Genomic DNA, 17,689 nt, shown 5'->3' with positions numbered 1-17,689 from the left:
TGGCCATAATCTTTCTACTCAGGTATTTTCGCCCAGGTCGCACGAAAGGTAAACCTGATATATGAAAATTTCTACAGATGTTTCATCTTCCGAGCGAATACACCGGAAAAACAGATCCAGATATAAACCGAAATCATTTCTGGCTCTAATCCTGCTTGGATTTTCAATTGTCGGCTTGCCTCTGATCAGTGCGCTGATATACAGTGCCATACGTATTGATCAGCTATCCGAACAAAGCCGATACAATGTTTATCAAGCCACCCAGATTACCAATGGTACCGGGGTTATTATTGGTGAAATCATGGCGATGGAGCGTAGTGTGCAACATGCGCTGGTGCTGGATGATGCAACTCTGCTAGAAGGCTATTTCATTGCGCACACCAAGTTTGAAAATATTACCAATCACCTCTCCATTATTTCCACGTATCCGGAACAACAGCTTCCACTGGAAAAGCTGCGGCTACTGGAAACTGGAATTTTTCGGGAAATACTGGATCTGAAAGAACACCCGCAGGATTTACAGTATCTGCTTGAACGTTTCGCTTCTTTGCTTGACCTTGCCCAGGAATTTTCAACCAACAGTTTTCGTATGATCGGGCAAAGTGTCGGTAATGTAAGTGAGATTGCCACACAAACCCGCTCACTGGTTGAATGGGAGTTACTGATTCTGGTTCCACTGGTTATTTTTCTGGCACTGGTTTTTTCCGTATTTATTGCTCGTCCCGTCCGCCAGATTGATGAAGCAATTGCTCAAATGGGGCGTGGTAATCTTTCCCGACCAATCCGTGTCAACGGGCCGCAAAACCTCACCTACATTGGGGAACGTTTGGACTGGCTGCGACAGCGCCTGCTCAAGCTGGAGAACCAGAAAATACAGTTCTTTCGCCATATTTCCCATGAGCTGAAAACACCCCTGACAGCGATTCGGGAAGGCGCTGATCTTTTGGCTGAGGGGGTGACGGGCAATCTCAACCGGAAACAACAGCTCATTGCCGGGATTCTTCATACCAGCAGCATACAATTGCAAAAACGTATAGAAGATTTGCTCAATTTCAGCGCGCTCCAGGCGGAGATCATTACGCTTGCCAAACAGAATGTTAATTTGGAAAAAATGATAAATTCAGTTATTCAAGCGCAAAATCTTTCCATCTTGAGCAAAAGCCTTACAATTAACCTGAATTGCCCGGAGTTATTTCTGGAGTGTGACAAACAGAAGCTGGACATCATGCTTGATAACCTACTTTCCAATGCCGTCAAATTTTCTTCGGCATATGGTCACATTGAAATTACTGCTTTGTGTGATGAAAACAAGGTGCAGATCGACATTATGGATTTCGGCCCAGGTGTTGATAATGCTGATGGAGATCGGATATTTGAGCCGTTCTACCAGGGGCGCAATACGCCTGAAAATCATGCCAAGGGCACGGGCCTCGGCCTGGCGATTGCGAAGGAATATGCCGTCGCACATGGAGGAAATATCGAACTTGTTCGGGATACCGGAAAATGTGGCGCACATTTTCGATTAACACTGCCCACCAACAGTTCTGAATCCACATCATGAAAACAATTTGTAAATTATTGGCAGGGCTGATTTTAATCACGACCCTTCCCGGGTGTATGCGTACACTAGTTCAGCCGGTACATCAGCCATCCGAACATATGGAAACCCGGATTATCCAGGAACCGGATGATCTGGGTGAGCTAATGCGTTACTACAGCGCACTACAAGATAAATCCAAATCAGAGCTCATCGAAGAGTATCAGTACGCCAACAGTCATTATCGCGACAGCATCGATGCACACCAGCGACTTAAATTATTGATACTGTTGTTGTTGCCCGATACCGGTTTTCAAAGTACGCGAGCTGCACTGGATCTAATGGAAAATCCTCCGGAGCAGATCGAGTCGACTCCCGCTACGACCGCCTTTCAAAACTTGCTGATATTATTACTTAAGCAGCAGCGAGCAGCGAATTTCAAAATACGAAGTTTATCTGTAAAGTTACGGACAACAGAGGCAGAAGTAAAAACACTGCAAGATAAGATCAACGCAATTAAAAATATTGAAAAACACTTCATGCGCAAAAGTGCATTCTGATTAATTAGCTGGCTAAATGATGCAAAGTAAAAAAATTCTTCTGGTGGATGATGATCCGGATTTACTTGAGCTGCTTTCCATTCGCCTGACAGCAGCCGGATATGAAACGGTTCCCGCCGAAAGTGCCGAAGCGGCCATCAATTATCTCGACATATCACGACCGCATCTCGTCATTAGTGACATACAGATGAGCGGCATGGATGGTATGGCATTGTTCGAGCATATCCATCGTCATATTCCAACGCTTCCGGTCATTATCCTGACCGCGTTCGGTACCATTCCGGATGCTGTCGCGGCAACGCAGCGCGGGATTTTTGGTTATCTCACAAAGCCATATAATCCTAAAATTCTGCTGAGCCAGGTCGAGCGTGCAATTGATCTGGCGCCTGCTGTAGATACAATCTCCAGCAAAGTGCCTGCCCCGACATGGCGGAAAGCGATCATTACTCGCAGTGCGCTCATGGAAGATCTGCTTGCCAAAGTGGATCGCGTCGCGCAAGGCAATGCCAGTGTGCTGCTGTCTGGTGAAAGCGGTGTCGGCAAGGAATTATTTGCTCGTGCCATTCATCAAGCATCCAAACGCTGTGAGCAGCCGTTCATCACCATTAATTGTGCGGCCATTCCTGAACAACTCCTGGAGTCTGAGCTGTTCGGTCATGCCAAAGGTGCATTTACCGGGGCAGTCCGGGAGCATAAAGGGCTGTTCCAGCTGGCAGAAGGAGGTAGTTTGTTTCTGGACGAGATTGGTGATATGCCTTTGCTGTTGCAGGCAAAATTGCTACACGCACTGCAGGAGAGGGTTATCCGGCCGGTTGGAACAGCTCAGAGCATCCCGATTGATGTACGTATCATTTCTGCTACGCATAAAGATCTGAAATCGGAGATCCAGGCAGGAAATTTCCGTGAAGACCTGTATTACCGGCTTTTTGTGGTGGGTTTGACAATTCCTTCACTTGCCCAGCGTGGTGAAGACATTCCTCTGCTGGCCAATCATTTTCTGCGTGTATTTGCCGAGAAGCACCAAAAGGATATCAATGGCTTTTCTCCGGAAGCAATCAGTTTTCTGCTGGCATCTTCCTGGCCAGGCAATATCCGCCAGCTGATGAATGTTATCGAACAAAGTATCGTCATGAGTGCGGTTCCTCTCATCTCCAGCGAACTGATCCGCGATGCCATGCACAAGGATGAAGAGCAGATGATCTCGTTTGAGGAAGCCCGCAAACAGTTTGAAAGAGATTATCTCGTCAAGGTGCTGAAAATAACTGCCGGAAATGTAACCCAGGCGGCCAGGCTGGCCAAGCGCAACCGCACCGAGTTTTACAAACTGCTGCAACGACACCAGTTGGATTTCACACTCTATAAGTCCTTGCAGGAAAAGGTCTGATTTCCCGTTTATTTCACTAAAGGCGGGAATTTCGCAATGATTTCAATGATGACACCTTCCCGCAACACTTTCAGGGGCAACCAGGTACCCGGTGCCTGACGTTTAACCGCAGCAATCACATCACTGCTTTCCTGAGGGGTATTGCCAGCCATTTCAAGAATTACGTCTCCGGCCTGTAATCCGGCAGATTCGGCGATACTCCGTTTTTCGACTTGTAGCACGAGAGCCCCCCCGGTTTTCTTGCTGAACTCAAAGCCGATGCCCAAACGCTGCTGTAATGGAGCGGCGGATACCGATGTAAACGGCATCAGGCCAAATACTGCATCAGCATAACCTTCAACCAGTGGCTTGCAGGATCGGTTGGTATCCCATGGCAACAATGCAGCAATTTTTTTCACACCGAGATCTTCTAGCTGGTGAGGTACACCAAAGCCTTTCAGGATATGACCGGAGCCCATAATGCCCACCACCAGCGGATTTTTGTTCTTGTCATAACTGCTGAGCGTCATATGGATTTCCTGTGCCATCGCGCGATCCCATAACTGCTGACTGACAACAAAGCGCAAAAAATCGGGATCATAAACGTTTGGTTTTTGAGCTTTTCCAGTAGATTTATGAGCGGGGCGATCATGCTGTACATAAATGGGCAGCAGAAATTCCAGATATTCCGGTGTGGGAGGTGCTGGTCGCGTGACGCCTTCCCGATCTTTTTCCGGTACACCATCGAATCCCTTGGAGGTGACAGCCCGTCTCAGTGCAATATCAATGTTAAGGGCGCGCATTGGAATGCGGTTCATCCGCGCAAAGTGGAACAGCGGCAGGTACAGATTGGCATCCGTATTCCAAACCGATTGCCATTCAGATCGAGCCAGAAATTCGGACTCTGTCAGCTCTCCCGCCACCCATTGATCCAGAATTTTCTGCACCCGGCGTGGAAACATCTCAAAGCCGATTACCATGTCCGGACGTGCAGCGTACAAGGTAGCCAACATTTGCAGTTGCCAGCGATGATGTTCAGGATTAGCGTGCATCTCGCCCAGTAATACCACGGATTTGTCCTTTACTGACGTCAGCACGCTGGACAGTGTTGTTTCCCCTTTACCGGGGATTATCCAGCTTGCAACCGGAACACATTTGTCCGGTGTGATCTGCTTACTGGTAGAAACTATTTTTTTCTCCGAAGCAGTTTGGGCGGCAAGATCAGAAACATTCACCATTCCTCCTAGCAACAATAAACCGGGTATGACAAATTGCCGAGCAGACTTTAAATCAATCATTGTTTTGTTATGTATTTTTAAGTGTTTGTGTAACATCAATATATTAGAAGTATTCTCAATCCACCCATTTGCGGGCATTCCTGAACATTTTCATCCAGGGGGCATCTTCCGGCCAATCGTCAGGGTGCCACGAATGCTGCACAGTGCGGAATATTCTTTCCGGATGCGGCATCAAAATAGTTACCCGGCCATCAGTTGAAGTCATGCCGGTAATGCCTGCAGGAGAGCCATTGGGATTAAGCGGGTAGGTTTCTGTAAGCTCGCCGCGGTTGTTGACAAACTGTAGTGCAATGTAGGGTTGCGCCGTGAGCAATTGCCCATTATCGCGGAATACCGCCAACCCTTCACCATGCGCAACGGTGATGGGCAAGCGGCTACCTGCCATGCCGTCAAAAAACAGAGAAGGGCTGTTCCCGATTTTAGCCATGACAAAACGTGCTTCGAACTGCTCGGAACGGTTGCGCTCGAAACGAGGCCAATGAGCGGTTCCGGGAATGATAGCCTGCAGGTGGCTCATCATCTGACAACCGTTGCATACGCCCAGCGCAAAGGTATCAGTGCGAACAAAGAAAGCGGCAAATTCATCCCGCGCCCGCGCGTTGAACAAAATGGATTGTGCCCATCCCCGGCCTGCACCCAGCACGTCACCGTAAGAGAATCCGCCTCCGGCAACCAAGCCCTTGAATTCGGCCAGTTTCACCCGCCCGGACAAAATGTCGCTCATGTGGACATCTACGGTATCGAATCCAGCACGGTCAAAAGCAGCCGCCATTTCTACCTGGCCGTTAACTCCCTGTTCGCGCAGAATAGCAACTGCGGGACGGCTGGCAAGGATGCCTGGTACAGAAGCAGCTTTATCCAGTGAAAACGTCAGGTGAACATGCAGTCCCGGATCATCTGTATCCAGCAGTCGATCAAATTCCTGTTGCGCACATCCGGGATGATCGCGCAGTTTTTGCATCTGAAAGCTGGTTTCCGACCAGATACGTTGTAACGCCACACGTTTTTCCTGAAAGATCACCTTGCCGTCATACATCAGATGGATGTCATCCTGTCGGTTCGGGTGGCCGATCAGGTAGCTGGCTTGTCCCAATCCTGCCCCTGCCAGAATAGTCATCACTGTAGCATGATGCCGGGTTTCGATCTGGATAATGGCGCCCAGTTCCTCGCTAAACAAAGTTGACAGCACTTGTGTGTCTACAACATCAACTGATCTGGAGATCAGTGCATCCAGCGCGATGCTGACGCCGCAATGTCCGGCAAATGCCATTTCACAGAGTGCGACAAACAGCCCGCCATCAGAGCGATCATGGTAGGCCAGCAGCAAACCTTGTTCATTGAGCGTTTGCACGGCATCAAAAAAAGCTTTGAGTGTTTCCGGACTCTCCAGATCAGGTGCACGATCCCCTGATTGTCCGTAAACCTGCGCCAGAGCCGATCCACCAAGCCGATTTTTGCCATTACCCAGATCAAGCAAAATCAGCTCAGTTTCACCTTTATCTAGCCGCAGTTGCGGCGTGAGTGTCTTGCGTGCATCGGAGACTTTGGCAAATGCCGAAATAATCAATGAAAGCGGTGCAATTACTTCTTTTTGTTGTGAATCATGCCAACTGGTTTTCATCGACAATGAATCCTTGCCTACCGGGATACTGATTCCCAGTGTGGGACACAATTCCATTGCTACGGCATGTACGGCGTCATACAATGCGGCATCCTCACCCGGGTGTCCCGCCGCGGCCATCCAGTTTGCAGATAATCGGACGGTTCCAAGGCTGGCAATCGCGGCAGCAGCCAGATTGGTAATTGCTTCCCCTACCGCCATACGTGCTGAACTGGCTGCATCGATCACAGCCAGCGGCGTGCGTTCACCTAGCGCGAATGCTTCGCCCAGATACGTCTGAAAGCCCGAGGTAGTAACCGCGACATCGGCTACCGGCACTTGCCATGGGCCAACCATCTGATCGCGCGCCGTCTGGCCGCCAACTGTGCGATCGCCAATCGTAATCAGAAAGGATTTGTTCGCCACGGCTGGCAGGCGCAGAACGCGACTGACCGCTTCCTGCAGGCGTATACCGGTTTTGTCCAGAGGAGTAGGGGCAGGGTGGATACGTTTTACATTGCGCACCATTTTGGGTGGTTTGCCCAGCAGTACGGATAAAGGAATATCCGCCGGATGAGTGGCCGAATGTTCATCGGCCACAATCAGTTGCGGCTCTGTCAGTGCTTCACCGACAACAGCGAACGGGCAGCGCTCGCGTTCGCAAATTGCCTGGAACAAAGGCAGGGATTGCGGATGAATGGCAAGCACATAACGTTCCTGCGCTTCATTACACCAGATCTGCAGGGGCGACATGCCCGGTTCGTCAGAGGGAACCGCACGCAGATCAAACCAGCCGCCACGTGCTGCACCATACACTAGCTCGGGCAGGGCATTGGAAAGCCCGCCAGCACCCACATCGTGAATGGCCAGAATCGGATTGGGTTGCCCGCTGCGTGCCAATTGCCAGCAGCGATCAATCACCTCCTGCGCACGCCGCTGCATTTCGGCATTACCCCGCTGCACCGAGTTGAAATCAAGCGCTTCCTCATTGGTGCCGGCATCCATACTGGATGCCGCACCACCACCCAACCCGATAGCCATGCCCGGCCCTCCCAGGTGGATCAGCAAGGTGCTTGGCGGAAAAGGTGCTTTGGCAGTGTGCAATGCGGAAATCTGGCCGATGCCGCCCGCCAGCATAATAGGTTTGTGATAGCCGCGTACCTGACCGTTGACTTCTACTTCATAGGTACGGAAATAACCTGCCAGATTGGGACGGCCAAATTCGTTACTGAATGCCGCACCACCAATCGGAGCAGTCAACATAATGTCAAGCGCAGAGGCAATATGCCCTGGTTTGCCATAATTATCAGTCTCCCAGGGTTGGATGGCCTCAGGAATGCGCAGGTTGGATACGCTGAATCCGGTCAGGCCGGCCTTGGGTTTCGCGCCGGATCCGGTTGCACCTTCATCGCGAATCTCGCCTCCCACGCCGGTTGCCGCACCTGGAAAAGGTGAGATGGCCGTCGGATGATTGTGCGTCTCCACCTTAATCAACCAATGGGTCAGTTCCGGTTCGTGCCTGTACGAATTGCCTTGACTGGGGTAAAACCGCTCAACAGTTTTTCCTTCCAGAATGGCAGCGTTATCTGCATAGGCAACAATGGTATGTTCAGGGTGGCGCTGATGCGTATGCCGGATCATGTCAAACAGCGAATGGGGTTGCTGCATGCCATCGATTACCCAGCTCGCATTGAAAATCTTGTGGCGACAATGTTCCGAATTGGCCTGTGCAAACATCATCAATTCGACATCGGTAGGGTTGCGCCGAATGCGGATAAAATAATCCAGCAGATAATCAATTTCATCGGGTGACAGCGCCAGTCCCATTTCCCGGTTTGCCTGCAGCAGCGCATCACTTCCCTGGCCAATCAGATCAACTTCAGCCAATGTGCCTGGTGTGGAATGCTGAAACAGGATCGCAGCTTCAGGCAGCGAATGCAGTACCACTTCAGTCATGCGGTCATGAATATACGCCTCGATTTGCAACATCTGCTCCGGCGGTAGTGTTGTCTGGCAACGAAACGCGAAAACAATGCCGCGTTCCAGTCGCTCGATTTTATCCAGACTGCAACAATGCGCGATATCAGTGGCCTTGGATGACCAGGGTGAAATCGTGCCAGGACGAGGTACAACCAGCAACAGTTTGCTGCCCAGGGAAAGCGGCGCTGCTGCCCCCTCAACATTGAGCAACTGTCGTAGCCGATCGATTTCTTCCGGCGTCAAATCACGCTGAACCTCACAGAAATAGTGGTAGTTGGCAGTAATACCGGAAATTTCCGGTACGATTGACTGAATTGAATGAAGCAAGCGTTCCAGACGAAAAGGAGAAAGCGCATTGCGCCCATGAAATTGCAACATCAGGAATGTAGCCAGTTAAATGAAAAGACATGATTTTACACGAGTAACCTACAGCCAGATTATTGTCTGGATGATTAGGTTGGGAAAAACCAGAAACTGATCGCATGGATCAATAATAGTTGCAGTTTCTCCGTTTATACAAAATTCGGAACACCTTCTTAGGACTTGACTTAGTTATTTCCAGCTGTCATTTTTTACATATTCCCCAGATGTAATACTTGCTTTTAGGAAGGAGGACAGCATGAGAAAAATACTACCCGCCGGTATGTTGTATGTTGTTATGGTGTTACTCACAACCGCAGTATGTTTTGCAGGAAATAAAAGGGATGCTGCAGAAGGGCGCAATATCTGGTTCAATAGTACTTTTGGAGGAGAGCGCTTTTTTAGTCTTATCTTGCCTAATGCTCCCTTCAATTTCCAGATTGGCTTTGATCATATGTTAACCTGGCCACGGGATAGTCGGTTTGATGAGTACGGAGTTATTAATGATCCGGATTGCACCCCGGGTGATGCGTCAACGGGCTATTTCGATCGATGTGCAGATCCTGAGTCCGCCGGTGTCATAGGAGTGCGCAAATTTCCAAACCCCTCAGGCGGCTCACCGCTTATAGGGATCACCTGTGCCGCTTGTCATGCCGGATTTGATCCCGTTCATCCTCCTTCAAATCCAAATAATCCACAAGAAAGAAACATTCATCCTACTGTCGGAAATCAGTATCTGCGGATCGACAAGCTTTTTAAGAGCCATCTTTCGCCGCATGATCCTCGCTATCAAATCTTTTCCAGCTGGGCTCCCGGCACTGTAGATACTACTTTACTGGAAAATGATCATATTAATAATCCGGGAATGATTACGCCGATCTGGTCACTACCCAATCGCCCATTCTTTGATGTGACCGCTGATGGTGAGCCTGCTCGCGTTCATCGTAACGGACAGGGAGGAGAAGATGATATCGGCTGTGAGCAGGCAGCGCTCCGAGTTTATTTCAACATTGGTATGTGCGCTGCAGAATGCATGGTTGGGCATCTTGCCAACGGACCTGGCGGGAGTCAAACGCCCATTAACCTTGCAGAATGCAGACAGATCTGCCCAGAGCTCCTGCAAGCAGAAGAGTCGGTAGACAAGCTCTGTGCGTTTCTGCAAACGCCACATGCTCCACGCTTGGTGCGTGCCCCGAAAGGCGCACATTATATCGATTGGAAAGTTGTAAGGAAGGGTCAGAAAGTCTTTTCTCAGGCATGCGAATCATGCCATTCCGATGGGAATCGTTCGTTAAGGCGAAATGTTCTCTCTGATGATCTGGTTCATCCTTTCGCCGAGATTGGTACGAATAGCTGCCGTGCCCGCACGACTAACTGGATGGGTGGCCATATCTGGGCCGCGTTTTCTTCAGATCAATATAAGGAACGGCCGACCGGCGGACCAGGTTTTTACCGTGACATGCCTCTTGTAGGCATTTGGGCAACTGCTCCTTTTTTCCACAATAACAGGCTGGGCCAAAGCATCGGCGATCCATCAGTGGTTGGTCGTATCACGGCATACGAGGATGCAATGGATCTGTTGCTGAATCCTGATAAGCGAGATGAGCCTGGTTCGATCCTGCGTACGACTGACCAGGTACAACTACCAACCCCATCTGGTGTCGTTACGCTTCCTGCCGGGACTCCTATTGCTCAATTTGCAAGCCTTGATCCCAGTACTGGCAAAAATCTCTGCCCGGATCTCTCTGAAAATCAGGGGCACTACTTTGGAGCAGAACTTTCGGATGAAGATAAGTATGCGCTGATCGAATTTCTGAAGACCCGCTGATGTCGGTTATTTTATGAGTTTCGTATATGAAAAATATGATCACTCAATCCACCATTAGCTGCCCCCATTGCGGACATAAAGAAACAGAGGAAATGCCAATTGATGCCTGTCAGTGGTACTACGAATGCAAGTTGTGCCATACATTGTTACATCCACTGGCAGGTGATTGCTGTGTGTTTTGTTCGTATGGTACGTTTCCATGCCCGCCAAAGCAGCAAGATCACTCATGTTGCACTTGACCGCTGTCGGCTCTCGCCTGGCGGTACGAAAATCATCAACATACGCATTACCAAGAGCAGTTATGAAACACCTGTTCTGGCTCGTTCGATCAACTCACAAATCAAAGGTAATTATTAACGCTATCTTTGATAGGATCAGCATATTGGCTTTCAAGCACGCCCTGTTTCTTCCCGGGACGCGAAATATCGACTGCACGTAATTGCTTGAGATTGATATGATGATTTTTATCCAACCCATTTTTTTCTGTGGGCTCCAGATTTACTGCAAAAGGCCAGGGTTTATGTTGAGGAAGTAAAGGAGCAACAATCAATGTTCTGGAATGGACATTGGCCAGGCTACTTTGAAGAATGACACATGGCCTCAGTTTTTTGTTTCTGCCTCCTTGGTCGGTTCAAGATTAATCCAGTAAATTAATCCAGTAAATGTCCAGCTGTTTGAAATCAGTCATTGGCTAATCCATCTGACAGCCTACTACCTCATTCTTGTAATTCCGCCTGGTAGTTCGTGTCTTCTGCCTCTTCCTGGTTTGCTTTACGTAAAGCTGCCTGAAGGAAATTTTTGCGTTCCTGTTTCAAGAGTTGATTGATATAGGCGCTACCGATTGTTATTCGCAACATTGTTCAAAAAAGTAAATACTTCATCGTCAATCGTGATGGTTATTCTATGATTCAGGTAATTAATTACACCATCAACAGTAAAACAGTAATCGAGCAACAGATGCAGGTGGTGCCCAAAGAAGTTTGGGCCATGACGATAAGGCTAGATCATCAATGACAAAGCCAAGGGTAGCAACGCGCGCTTGACAAGATACATAACCTGCCGCCATTCTCAAACATAAAGATACGAATAAGGGAAACAATCAGCCCCTATGGGTATTAATAACCTCGGAGGTATATCATGGGTAACGAAAAATCTTATACGGGCAACTGCTTTTGTGGAGCAGTTCAATTCACAGTTACTGGAGAACCCGCTGCTATGGGTTATTGTCATTGTGAATCGTGCCGGCACTGGTCTGCAGGGCCAGTCAATGCGTTTACTTTGTGGAAGCCCGAGGCAGTTAAAATTACACAAGGTGCTGACAACATCGGAACCTATCACAAAACACCAGCAAGTTATCGTAAATGGTGTCAAACCTGTGGTGGCCATCTTTTTACAGACCATCCAGGCATGGGACTCATCGACGTTTATGCAGCATTACTACCGGAATTGCCTTATACACCCGAAGTTCATGTGCACTACCAGGAAACGGTATTGCACGTCAGGGACGGCTTGCCAAAAATGAAAGACCTGCCAAAGGAGATGGGCGGATCAGGTGAAAATGTAGAGGAATAACATAATCTTCACGAATAATCTTGCGATCAAATGAATACCACGCCCATCTATACCACTGCTGAAATTCGCGAGATTGAATCGCTAGTGCTATCCGTACCCAATCCGCCGCCATTGATGGAGAAGGCAGGGTTGGCGGCAGCAGAAATTGCCCAAGCCCGATTGCTGACAGGGAACAATCATCGGATATTGATTCTGGCCGGACCGGGTAACAATGGCGGGGATGCGTTGGTGGCTGCGCGCCATTTGCATGGCTGGGGAAAACAGGTAACGCTGGTGTTTACCGGAGAATCCGCACGGCTGTCGCGGGATGCCAGACAAGCGCTGGAACAATGGCAATCCATCGGTGAAATGATCCATCGGGAGATTCCGGCTAATGGCCAATGGGATGCCGTGATAGACGGCTTGTTTGGTATCGGCCTGAACGAAGCACGCCCGCTGGAGGAAAGGTACCAGCAACTCATCGGGCAAATCAATCATCTGAATCTCCCGATACTGGCGCTCGATATTCCCAGTGGTTTACTGAGCGATTCCGGTCGTGTGTCGGAGGTTGCGGTTAGGGCAGCGATTACGGTTACTTTCATCGCCCTCAAGCCAGGCTTGCTGACGCATGACGGCTGCGATCATTGCGGCGAAATCATTGTGTGCAATCTGGAGCTGGACACCACCACACTGCTTTCTCCACGGAACTGGCTGTTGGATCGAGCGAGTATTGCCTCGAGATTGCCGCCTCTCCGACAGGCAAACAGCCATAAAGGTACTTACGGTAGACTCGGAATTCTGGGCGGAGCCGGCGGCATGATTGGTGCGGTTCTGCTGGCCGGGCGTGCTGCACTCAATCTGGGAGCGGGACGAGTTTATCTGGGGCTGCTGACGCAGGAGGATGCACCGGTAGTTGATCTGACCCAACCTGAGTTGATGTTGCGTCCCCCTTCCGGCTTTTTTGAGCCAGATTTTCTGGATGCTCTGTTAATTGGTCCCGGCTTGGGGGGAGAAATCGCTGCGTGCATTTATCTGGAACAAGCGCTGCAAACCAGCCTGCCATTAGTGCTGGATGCTGATGCACTCAACTTGATTGCCTGCCATACAGAGCTCAGCAATGCCATCAAGGTACGCGAAGCACCCGCCATACTCACACCCCACCCGGCAGAAGCAGCCCGTTTGCTGAATACAACCACTGTTGAAATACAACACAATCGGCTGGAGGCCGCTCAAACCCTTGCCCGACAGTTTAATTGCATCATCGTCCTGAAAGGGGCGGGCAGCATTTGCGCTTTTCCGGACGGACATTGCCATTTCAATACCAGTGGCAACCCTGGTTTAAGCACTGCTGGTACTGGTGATGTCCTTTCAGGTTTTCTGGGTGCATTGCTGGTGCAAGCATTACCTCCGGAAAATACTCTGTTATTGGCCGTTCACTTGCACGGCGCAGCAGCGGATACACTGCTGGAACAGCAACATGGCCCTGTCGGCATGACGGCATCGGAAATTATTCCCACTGCCCGCCACCTGCTGAATTGCTGGATCGATCAGAAAACCTCCGGGTACCGATATGCCCGGTTTGGCGGGCAGTTCAAACCAAACAACCAATGAAATACGGACAATCAAGCCCAGCAGTACTGAAAAGCCAGATATCCACCAGCATCATGCGGATCTGACAACTGCCGAACCAGAGCAGTAATCTATCCGGCTGGAATTATTGAACCGCTACATGCCGCTGTGGTAAAGTGCCGTCAAACTGGCGGCAGCCTTTGTCGCATTTTACCCATTGGATTCCCCGGTTAGGCTCTGCCGATCGTGCTTATTGATAGATAGTGAAACAGCATGGCAGTAACGTGCCTGAAACACTTTGAGATCAGTATCCCGCACACAACAACGCATGGTGGTGCTTGAAAATTTCGTGAAAGACACTTTACAGTTTGTGTCGGATATCAACCAGATTTGGCGAACGACAATCGGAAGTAGTTTTGATGATCGCGGAGCCGGCTTGTGTCAGTAAACAAAAATACTTAACCGATGCGCGAATTTTCAGCAACACCAATAGAAATGTTCGTCAGTCTCTGGCGAAATCGCAGCCTGGTTCATGCCTCTGCCAAACGGGAAGTGCTGGGGCGCTACCGTGGCTCTGCTTTAGGATTGCTGTGGTCCTTTTTCAATCCAATTTTTATGCTGGCTGTGTACACTTTTGTATTCAGCGTGGTGTTCAAGGCGCGCTGGAATACCGGCAGTGATTCCAAAACCGAATTTGCCCTGGTGCTGTTTGCCGGTTTGATTGTATTTAACCTGTTTGCCGAGTGCATCAATCGCGCCCCCGGGCTGATACTCTCCAACGTTAACTATGTCAAAAAAGTGGTCTTCCCGTTGGAAATTCTGCCCTTCGTTGCGCTACTTTCCGCCCTTTACCACGCAGTGATCAGCCTGATTGTCTGGCTTGTGGCCTACCTGGTCCTGTTTGGCGTGCCGCACGCTACCTTATTATTTCTTCCGCTAGTCATTTTGCCATTTTGTTTATTCATCATGGGCCTAAGCTGGGCCCTGGCTTCACTGGGAGTGTTTTTGCGGGATGTATCTCAATTTATCGGTGTCCTCACCACGGTATTGATGTTCCTGAGCCCTATTTTTTACCCGGCAACTGCCTTGCCAGAAAACTATCGACACTGGCTGTACTTGAACCCGCTTACTCCGGTCGTCGAAATGGTTCGGGATGTACTGTACTGGGGAAAAATACCTGAGTTCGCCATGTTAGGACTCTACTGGCTGGCCACTGGCTTCATCGCCTGGCTGGGCTTTGCCTGGTTTCAGAAAACCAGAAAAGGATTTGCGGATGTTCTTTGATAAATGAGACTTTCGCCGCAAACACAGCAAACCATTCGTAACAGCGTTCAGGATATCTTTGGCACCGATGCCCATGTCAAAGTATTCGGTTCCAGACTGGATGATAATGCCCGGGGCGGTGATATTGATTTGCTGGTTGAACTACCCTCCATCACACAGGAGGTTGAGCGTAAAACCCTGCAGCTTGTCGCCAGACTGCAATTACTGATCGGTGATCAACCCATTGATATACTGGTGCTGGATCCATCAACTCGTCGACAGGCAATACATGATCAGGCGCTGCGTACCGGGATACGTTTATGAAACCATCCCTGGATCTTGCACAACAACGTTTTTTACAAACACTGGAAATAGTTGCGAAAGAAGGCAAACATCTTACCTATAGCTGGCACAGTTTGTTCGGGCAGTCAATTGATGTCAAATGGGTAAAGGATCTGGAACACAACTTCGCTCGTGCCGAACAACTGGAAGCCTTTGTGTCCAGATTTGGCAGAATGCAAGACACGATAGCCGGAAAACTGCTCCCACGCTGGTTGCTGGTACTTGCTGAAGAGCCAGGCAGCCAAATAGAGACACTGAACCGCGCGGAGCGACTTGGCGTATTAGCCAGCACAGAAACCTGGCTTGAAATGCGTTATCTTCATAACCGATTAGTACATGAATATATGATTGATCCTGCAAAATTTGTCGAAAACCTGACTCTAACCAAAGAATATAGCCTGATCTTGCTGGAAACCTTCAACCGAATAGTCAGGATGCAATAACACGATTGGGATATAAAGCAGAAACCTTACCTGCAGCACTGAATCTGCCCATCTCTGTAAAATAAGCGATCATTGGTGAAAAAATACAATTCACTATTCTAAAAAGTCAGGACGCAACGCAGGCCACGCTCAACATTATCGAAACCTTTAGTAAGTTGCGTGAGCTTTCTCGCAATGCTAAGGAACTCGCCAACTCAGAAGACAAGCCAAAGCAAAAGACACTTATGCAGCGGAGTGGCGAGCTGATTGCTGAAATCTTGGATGGTGACCTGCAAACACGAGACGCAGAAACCACTATTGAGCTGAATTTCGCTGTCCTGAAATTCCAGCACACTGTCAAAAAAAGTGGAGGTGGTAAAAGCTGAAGGGCAGCTTCAGCTGATAGCTAAAATGGGCACATTAGCATTACCAATTTGGGCAAGACCTGCAAATTACACCGTACCATCATGGCTCGCCCTATCCTGGATCCCGAGGCGTTTGCACACGTACACATTGCTGAATGCAGGGGTGTCGAGTGGTTCGATACCGAGTTTGGTCAGAGCAACATTTATGCCTGGGCCAAGGAACAGGCGGGCGAAACCAGCCATGAAACGTTTGGTGACTGGATGCACCGGAATAACCTGATCGCTGATCACTGCCGAGGCGCCGGGAATCAGCCGGCGGATGGCAAGTTACTGCCGTACCGCGCACAAAGCCATCCCGCGCACTGTCTGCAGCCCGCACTCGGGGAGCTCCCGTTTCGTTGCGATGGTGACGCTGCTCTCAACCATGGGTTTGTTGTTGGTGAAATATAGACTGCTCGCGATGATCCGGCCAGTTGTCTTTGCGAAACTGTAAGGCTTTAGTCGCAACCTCGAACGTAGTATGGCGGGAAGCAATACAGAACTGCTTTATTTCTTTTGTTCTATTACACTTTGCTGATGAATCACGATCATGGCTACAAACTATTGTTCTCCCACCCTGAAATGGTGGCGGATTTGCTGCGCGGTTTTGTTCGGGAAGATTGGATAAAACACCTGGATTTCTCCACGCTGGAGAAAATCAACGGCAGCTATGTCAGTGATGACCTGAGAGAGCGGCACGATGATGTCATTTGGCGTATTCGCTGGAGAAAAGATCAGGCAGGAGAAACGGAAAGCGACTGGCTGTATATCTACTTGCTGCTTGAATTTCAGTCTACCGTGGACTGGTTCATGGCAGTGCGGATTATGACTTATGTTGGTCTGTTATATCAGGATCTGATCCGCAGCGAATCGATTGGCACAGATAAGCGGCTACCGCCGATACTGCCAGTGGTGCTGTACAATGGAGAACCACGTTGGCAAGCGCCGGTGAATATTGCCAATCTGATTATGCCAGTACCGGGCGGGCTGGAACGCTATCGGCCGCAGTTGCATTATTTACTGTTAGACGAAGGTAACTACAGCGAACATGAACTGACCAGCCTGCACAACCTCGCGGCAGCTTTGTTCCGGCTGGAGAACAGCCACACTCCGGAAGATGTCCAACAAGTATTGCAGGCGTTGATTACCTGGCTGCAATCGCCCGAGCAAAGTAACTTGCGACGTGCATTTTCTATATGGATACAACGGGTATATCTGCGCAACAGAATGCCGGGAATCAAATTTGACGAAGTTCAGGATTTACAGGAGGTACACAGCATGCTTTCAGAACGTGTCAAGGAATGGACCAAAGACTGGAAACAACAGGGAATTGCAGAGGGACTTCAAGAAGGTTTGCAAAAAGGTTTGCAAAAAGGTTTGCAAAAAGGTTTGCAAGAAGGTTTGCAAAAAGGTCTACAAGAAGGCCTGAAAAAAGGACGACTGGAGGGTGAGGCTGAGTTTCTACAGTATTTGCTGGAGCAGCGCTTTGGTTCTGGTTCAATCAGTGAAGCAGTACGCAAGCGAATTGAGGCGGCAGATACACATACTTTGCAGCGCTGGGGAAAACAGATACTGACAGCACAGACCATCGAAGAAGTTTTTGAAGCGTAAT

General features: G+C 49.4%; 17 protein-coding genes. 12 read left to right on the top strand and 5 right to left on the bottom strand.

The window, feature by feature from the left end; all coding sequences use genetic code 11:
• Positions 1-61: 61 nt before the first annotated feature.
• From ABF86_RS04955 to ABF86_RS04945, 3 genes are read left to right on the top strand one after another with little or no spacing between them, the layout of a single operon-like run.
• Positions 62-1,561: a HAMP domain-containing sensor histidine kinase gene (locus ABF86_RS04955; protein WP_074456195.1), complete on the top strand. Its 1,500-nt coding sequence runs from the start codon at positions 62-64 to the stop codon at positions 1,559-1,561.
• On the top strand, positions 1,558-2,097 hold the full coding sequence (locus ABF86_RS04950) for a hypothetical protein (protein WP_011633270.1): 540 nt from the start codon (positions 1,558-1,560) through the stop codon (positions 2,095-2,097). The genes ABF86_RS04955 and ABF86_RS04950 overlap by 4 nt, the downstream gene beginning before the upstream one ends.
• A gap of 16 nt (positions 2,098-2,113) precedes the next feature.
• A complete protein-coding gene (locus tag ABF86_RS04945; protein WP_011633271.1) occupies positions 2,114-3,481 on the top strand; it encodes a sigma 54-interacting transcriptional regulator in 1,368 nt (455 codons plus the stop codon).
• A gap of 8 nt (positions 3,482-3,489) precedes the next feature.
• Here ABF86_RS04945 and ABF86_RS04940 read toward each other — a convergent pair whose 3' ends face one another.
• Both ABF86_RS04940 and purL read right to left on the bottom strand, forming a co-directional pair.
• Complete coding sequence (locus ABF86_RS04940) at positions 3,490-4,758, bottom strand: ChaN family lipoprotein (RefSeq protein ID WP_240142227.1); 1,269 nt, start codon at positions 4,756-4,758, stop codon at positions 3,490-3,492.
• A gap of 55 nt (positions 4,759-4,813) precedes the next feature.
• Positions 4,814-8,716, bottom strand: a complete 3,903-nt coding sequence (gene purL / locus ABF86_RS04935; RefSeq protein ID WP_160803486.1) for a phosphoribosylformylglycinamidine synthase — start codon at positions 8,714-8,716, stop codon at positions 4,814-4,816.
• Positions 8,717-8,957: 241 nt separating this feature from the next.
• On the opposite strand from purL, the gene ABF86_RS04930 reads away from it, so the two are divergent.
• The gene (locus ABF86_RS04930) at positions 8,958-10,526 is read left to right on the top strand and encodes a cytochrome C (protein ID WP_160803485.1); all 1,569 of its coding nucleotides are present in this window, start codon (positions 8,958-8,960) and stop codon (positions 10,524-10,526) included.
• A gap of 26 nt (positions 10,527-10,552) precedes the next feature.
• Positions 10,553-10,765 carry a GDCCVxC domain-containing (seleno)protein gene (locus tag ABF86_RS12780; protein WP_074456032.1) on the top strand — a complete coding sequence of 71 codons (213 nt, stop codon included), beginning with the start codon at positions 10,553-10,555 and terminating at the stop codon, positions 10,763-10,765.
• Between the two features lie 101 nt (positions 10,766-10,866).
• Here the strand turns inward: ABF86_RS12780 and ABF86_RS04920 are convergent, their stop codons facing one another.
• Positions 10,867-11,100 (bottom strand): type II toxin-antitoxin system PemK/MazF family toxin, encoded by a 234-nt coding sequence (locus ABF86_RS04920; protein WP_240142235.1) that lies wholly within the window; start codon positions 11,098-11,100, stop codon positions 10,867-10,869.
• Positions 11,101-11,242: 142 nt separating this feature from the next.
• Positions 11,243-11,383 (bottom strand): hypothetical protein, encoded by a 141-nt coding sequence (locus ABF86_RS04915; RefSeq protein ID WP_240142226.1) that lies wholly within the window; start codon positions 11,381-11,383, stop codon positions 11,243-11,245.
• 280 nt (positions 11,384-11,663) lie between these two features.
• Here ABF86_RS04915 and ABF86_RS04910 point away from each other — a divergent pair, with 280 nt between their 5' ends.
• Together ABF86_RS04910 and ABF86_RS04905 are read left to right on the top strand one after the other, a co-directional pair.
• A complete protein-coding gene (locus tag ABF86_RS04910) occupies positions 11,664-12,098 on the top strand; it encodes a GFA family protein (protein WP_074456031.1) in 435 nt (144 codons plus the stop codon).
• A 30-nt stretch (positions 12,099-12,128) separates the two neighbouring features.
• Positions 12,129-13,688, top strand: coding sequence for a bifunctional ADP-dependent NAD(P)H-hydrate dehydratase/NAD(P)H-hydrate epimerase (locus tag ABF86_RS04905; RefSeq protein ID WP_074684600.1), 1,560 nt, complete (start codon positions 12,129-12,131; stop codon positions 13,686-13,688).
• A gap of 168 nt (positions 13,689-13,856) precedes the next feature.
• Here the strand turns inward: ABF86_RS04905 and ABF86_RS12535 are convergent, their stop codons facing one another.
• Positions 13,857-14,006 carry a hypothetical protein gene (locus ABF86_RS12535; RefSeq protein WP_204987564.1) on the bottom strand — a complete coding sequence of 50 codons (150 nt, stop codon included), beginning with the start codon at positions 14,004-14,006 and terminating at the stop codon, positions 13,857-13,859.
• A gap of 105 nt (positions 14,007-14,111) precedes the next feature.
• Between ABF86_RS12535 and ABF86_RS04900 the strand changes: the two genes are divergently transcribed.
• The 5 genes from ABF86_RS04900 to ABF86_RS04875 all read left to right on the top strand — a co-directional run bounded on the left by ABF86_RS04900 (position 14,112) and on the right by ABF86_RS04875 (position 17,688).
• A complete protein-coding gene (locus ABF86_RS04900; RefSeq protein WP_011633279.1) occupies positions 14,112-14,930 on the top strand; it encodes an ABC transporter permease in 819 nt (272 codons plus the stop codon).
• Between the two features lie 3 nt (positions 14,931-14,933).
• Positions 14,934-15,233 (top strand): nucleotidyltransferase domain-containing protein, encoded by a 300-nt coding sequence (locus ABF86_RS04895; RefSeq protein ID WP_074684601.1) that lies wholly within the window; start codon positions 14,934-14,936, stop codon positions 15,231-15,233.
• Complete coding sequence (locus tag ABF86_RS04890; RefSeq protein WP_204987563.1) at positions 15,230-15,694, top strand: hypothetical protein; 465 nt, start codon at positions 15,230-15,232, stop codon at positions 15,692-15,694. Before ABF86_RS04895 ends, ABF86_RS04890 begins: the two co-directional genes overlap by 4 nt.
• Before the next feature lie 446 nt (positions 15,695-16,140).
• On the top strand, positions 16,141-16,488 hold the full coding sequence (locus tag ABF86_RS04880) for a hypothetical protein (RefSeq protein ID WP_204987562.1): 348 nt from the start codon (positions 16,141-16,143) through the stop codon (positions 16,486-16,488).
• A 126-nt stretch (positions 16,489-16,614) separates the two neighbouring features.
• Complete coding sequence (locus ABF86_RS04875) at positions 16,615-17,688, top strand: Rpn family recombination-promoting nuclease/putative transposase (protein WP_074684664.1); 1,074 nt, start codon at positions 16,615-16,617, stop codon at positions 17,686-17,688.
• Position 17,689: the final 1 nt, after the last annotated feature.

Source organism: Nitrosomonas sp. GH22 (assembly GCF_009833115.1).
In the GTDB taxonomy this organism is placed as follows: Bacteria; Pseudomonadota; Gammaproteobacteria; order Burkholderiales; family Nitrosomonadaceae; genus Nitrosomonas; species Nitrosomonas eutropha.
The sequence above is the reverse complement of the archived record's forward strand: the minus strand, read 5'-3'. Positions and strand labels throughout refer to the sequence as shown.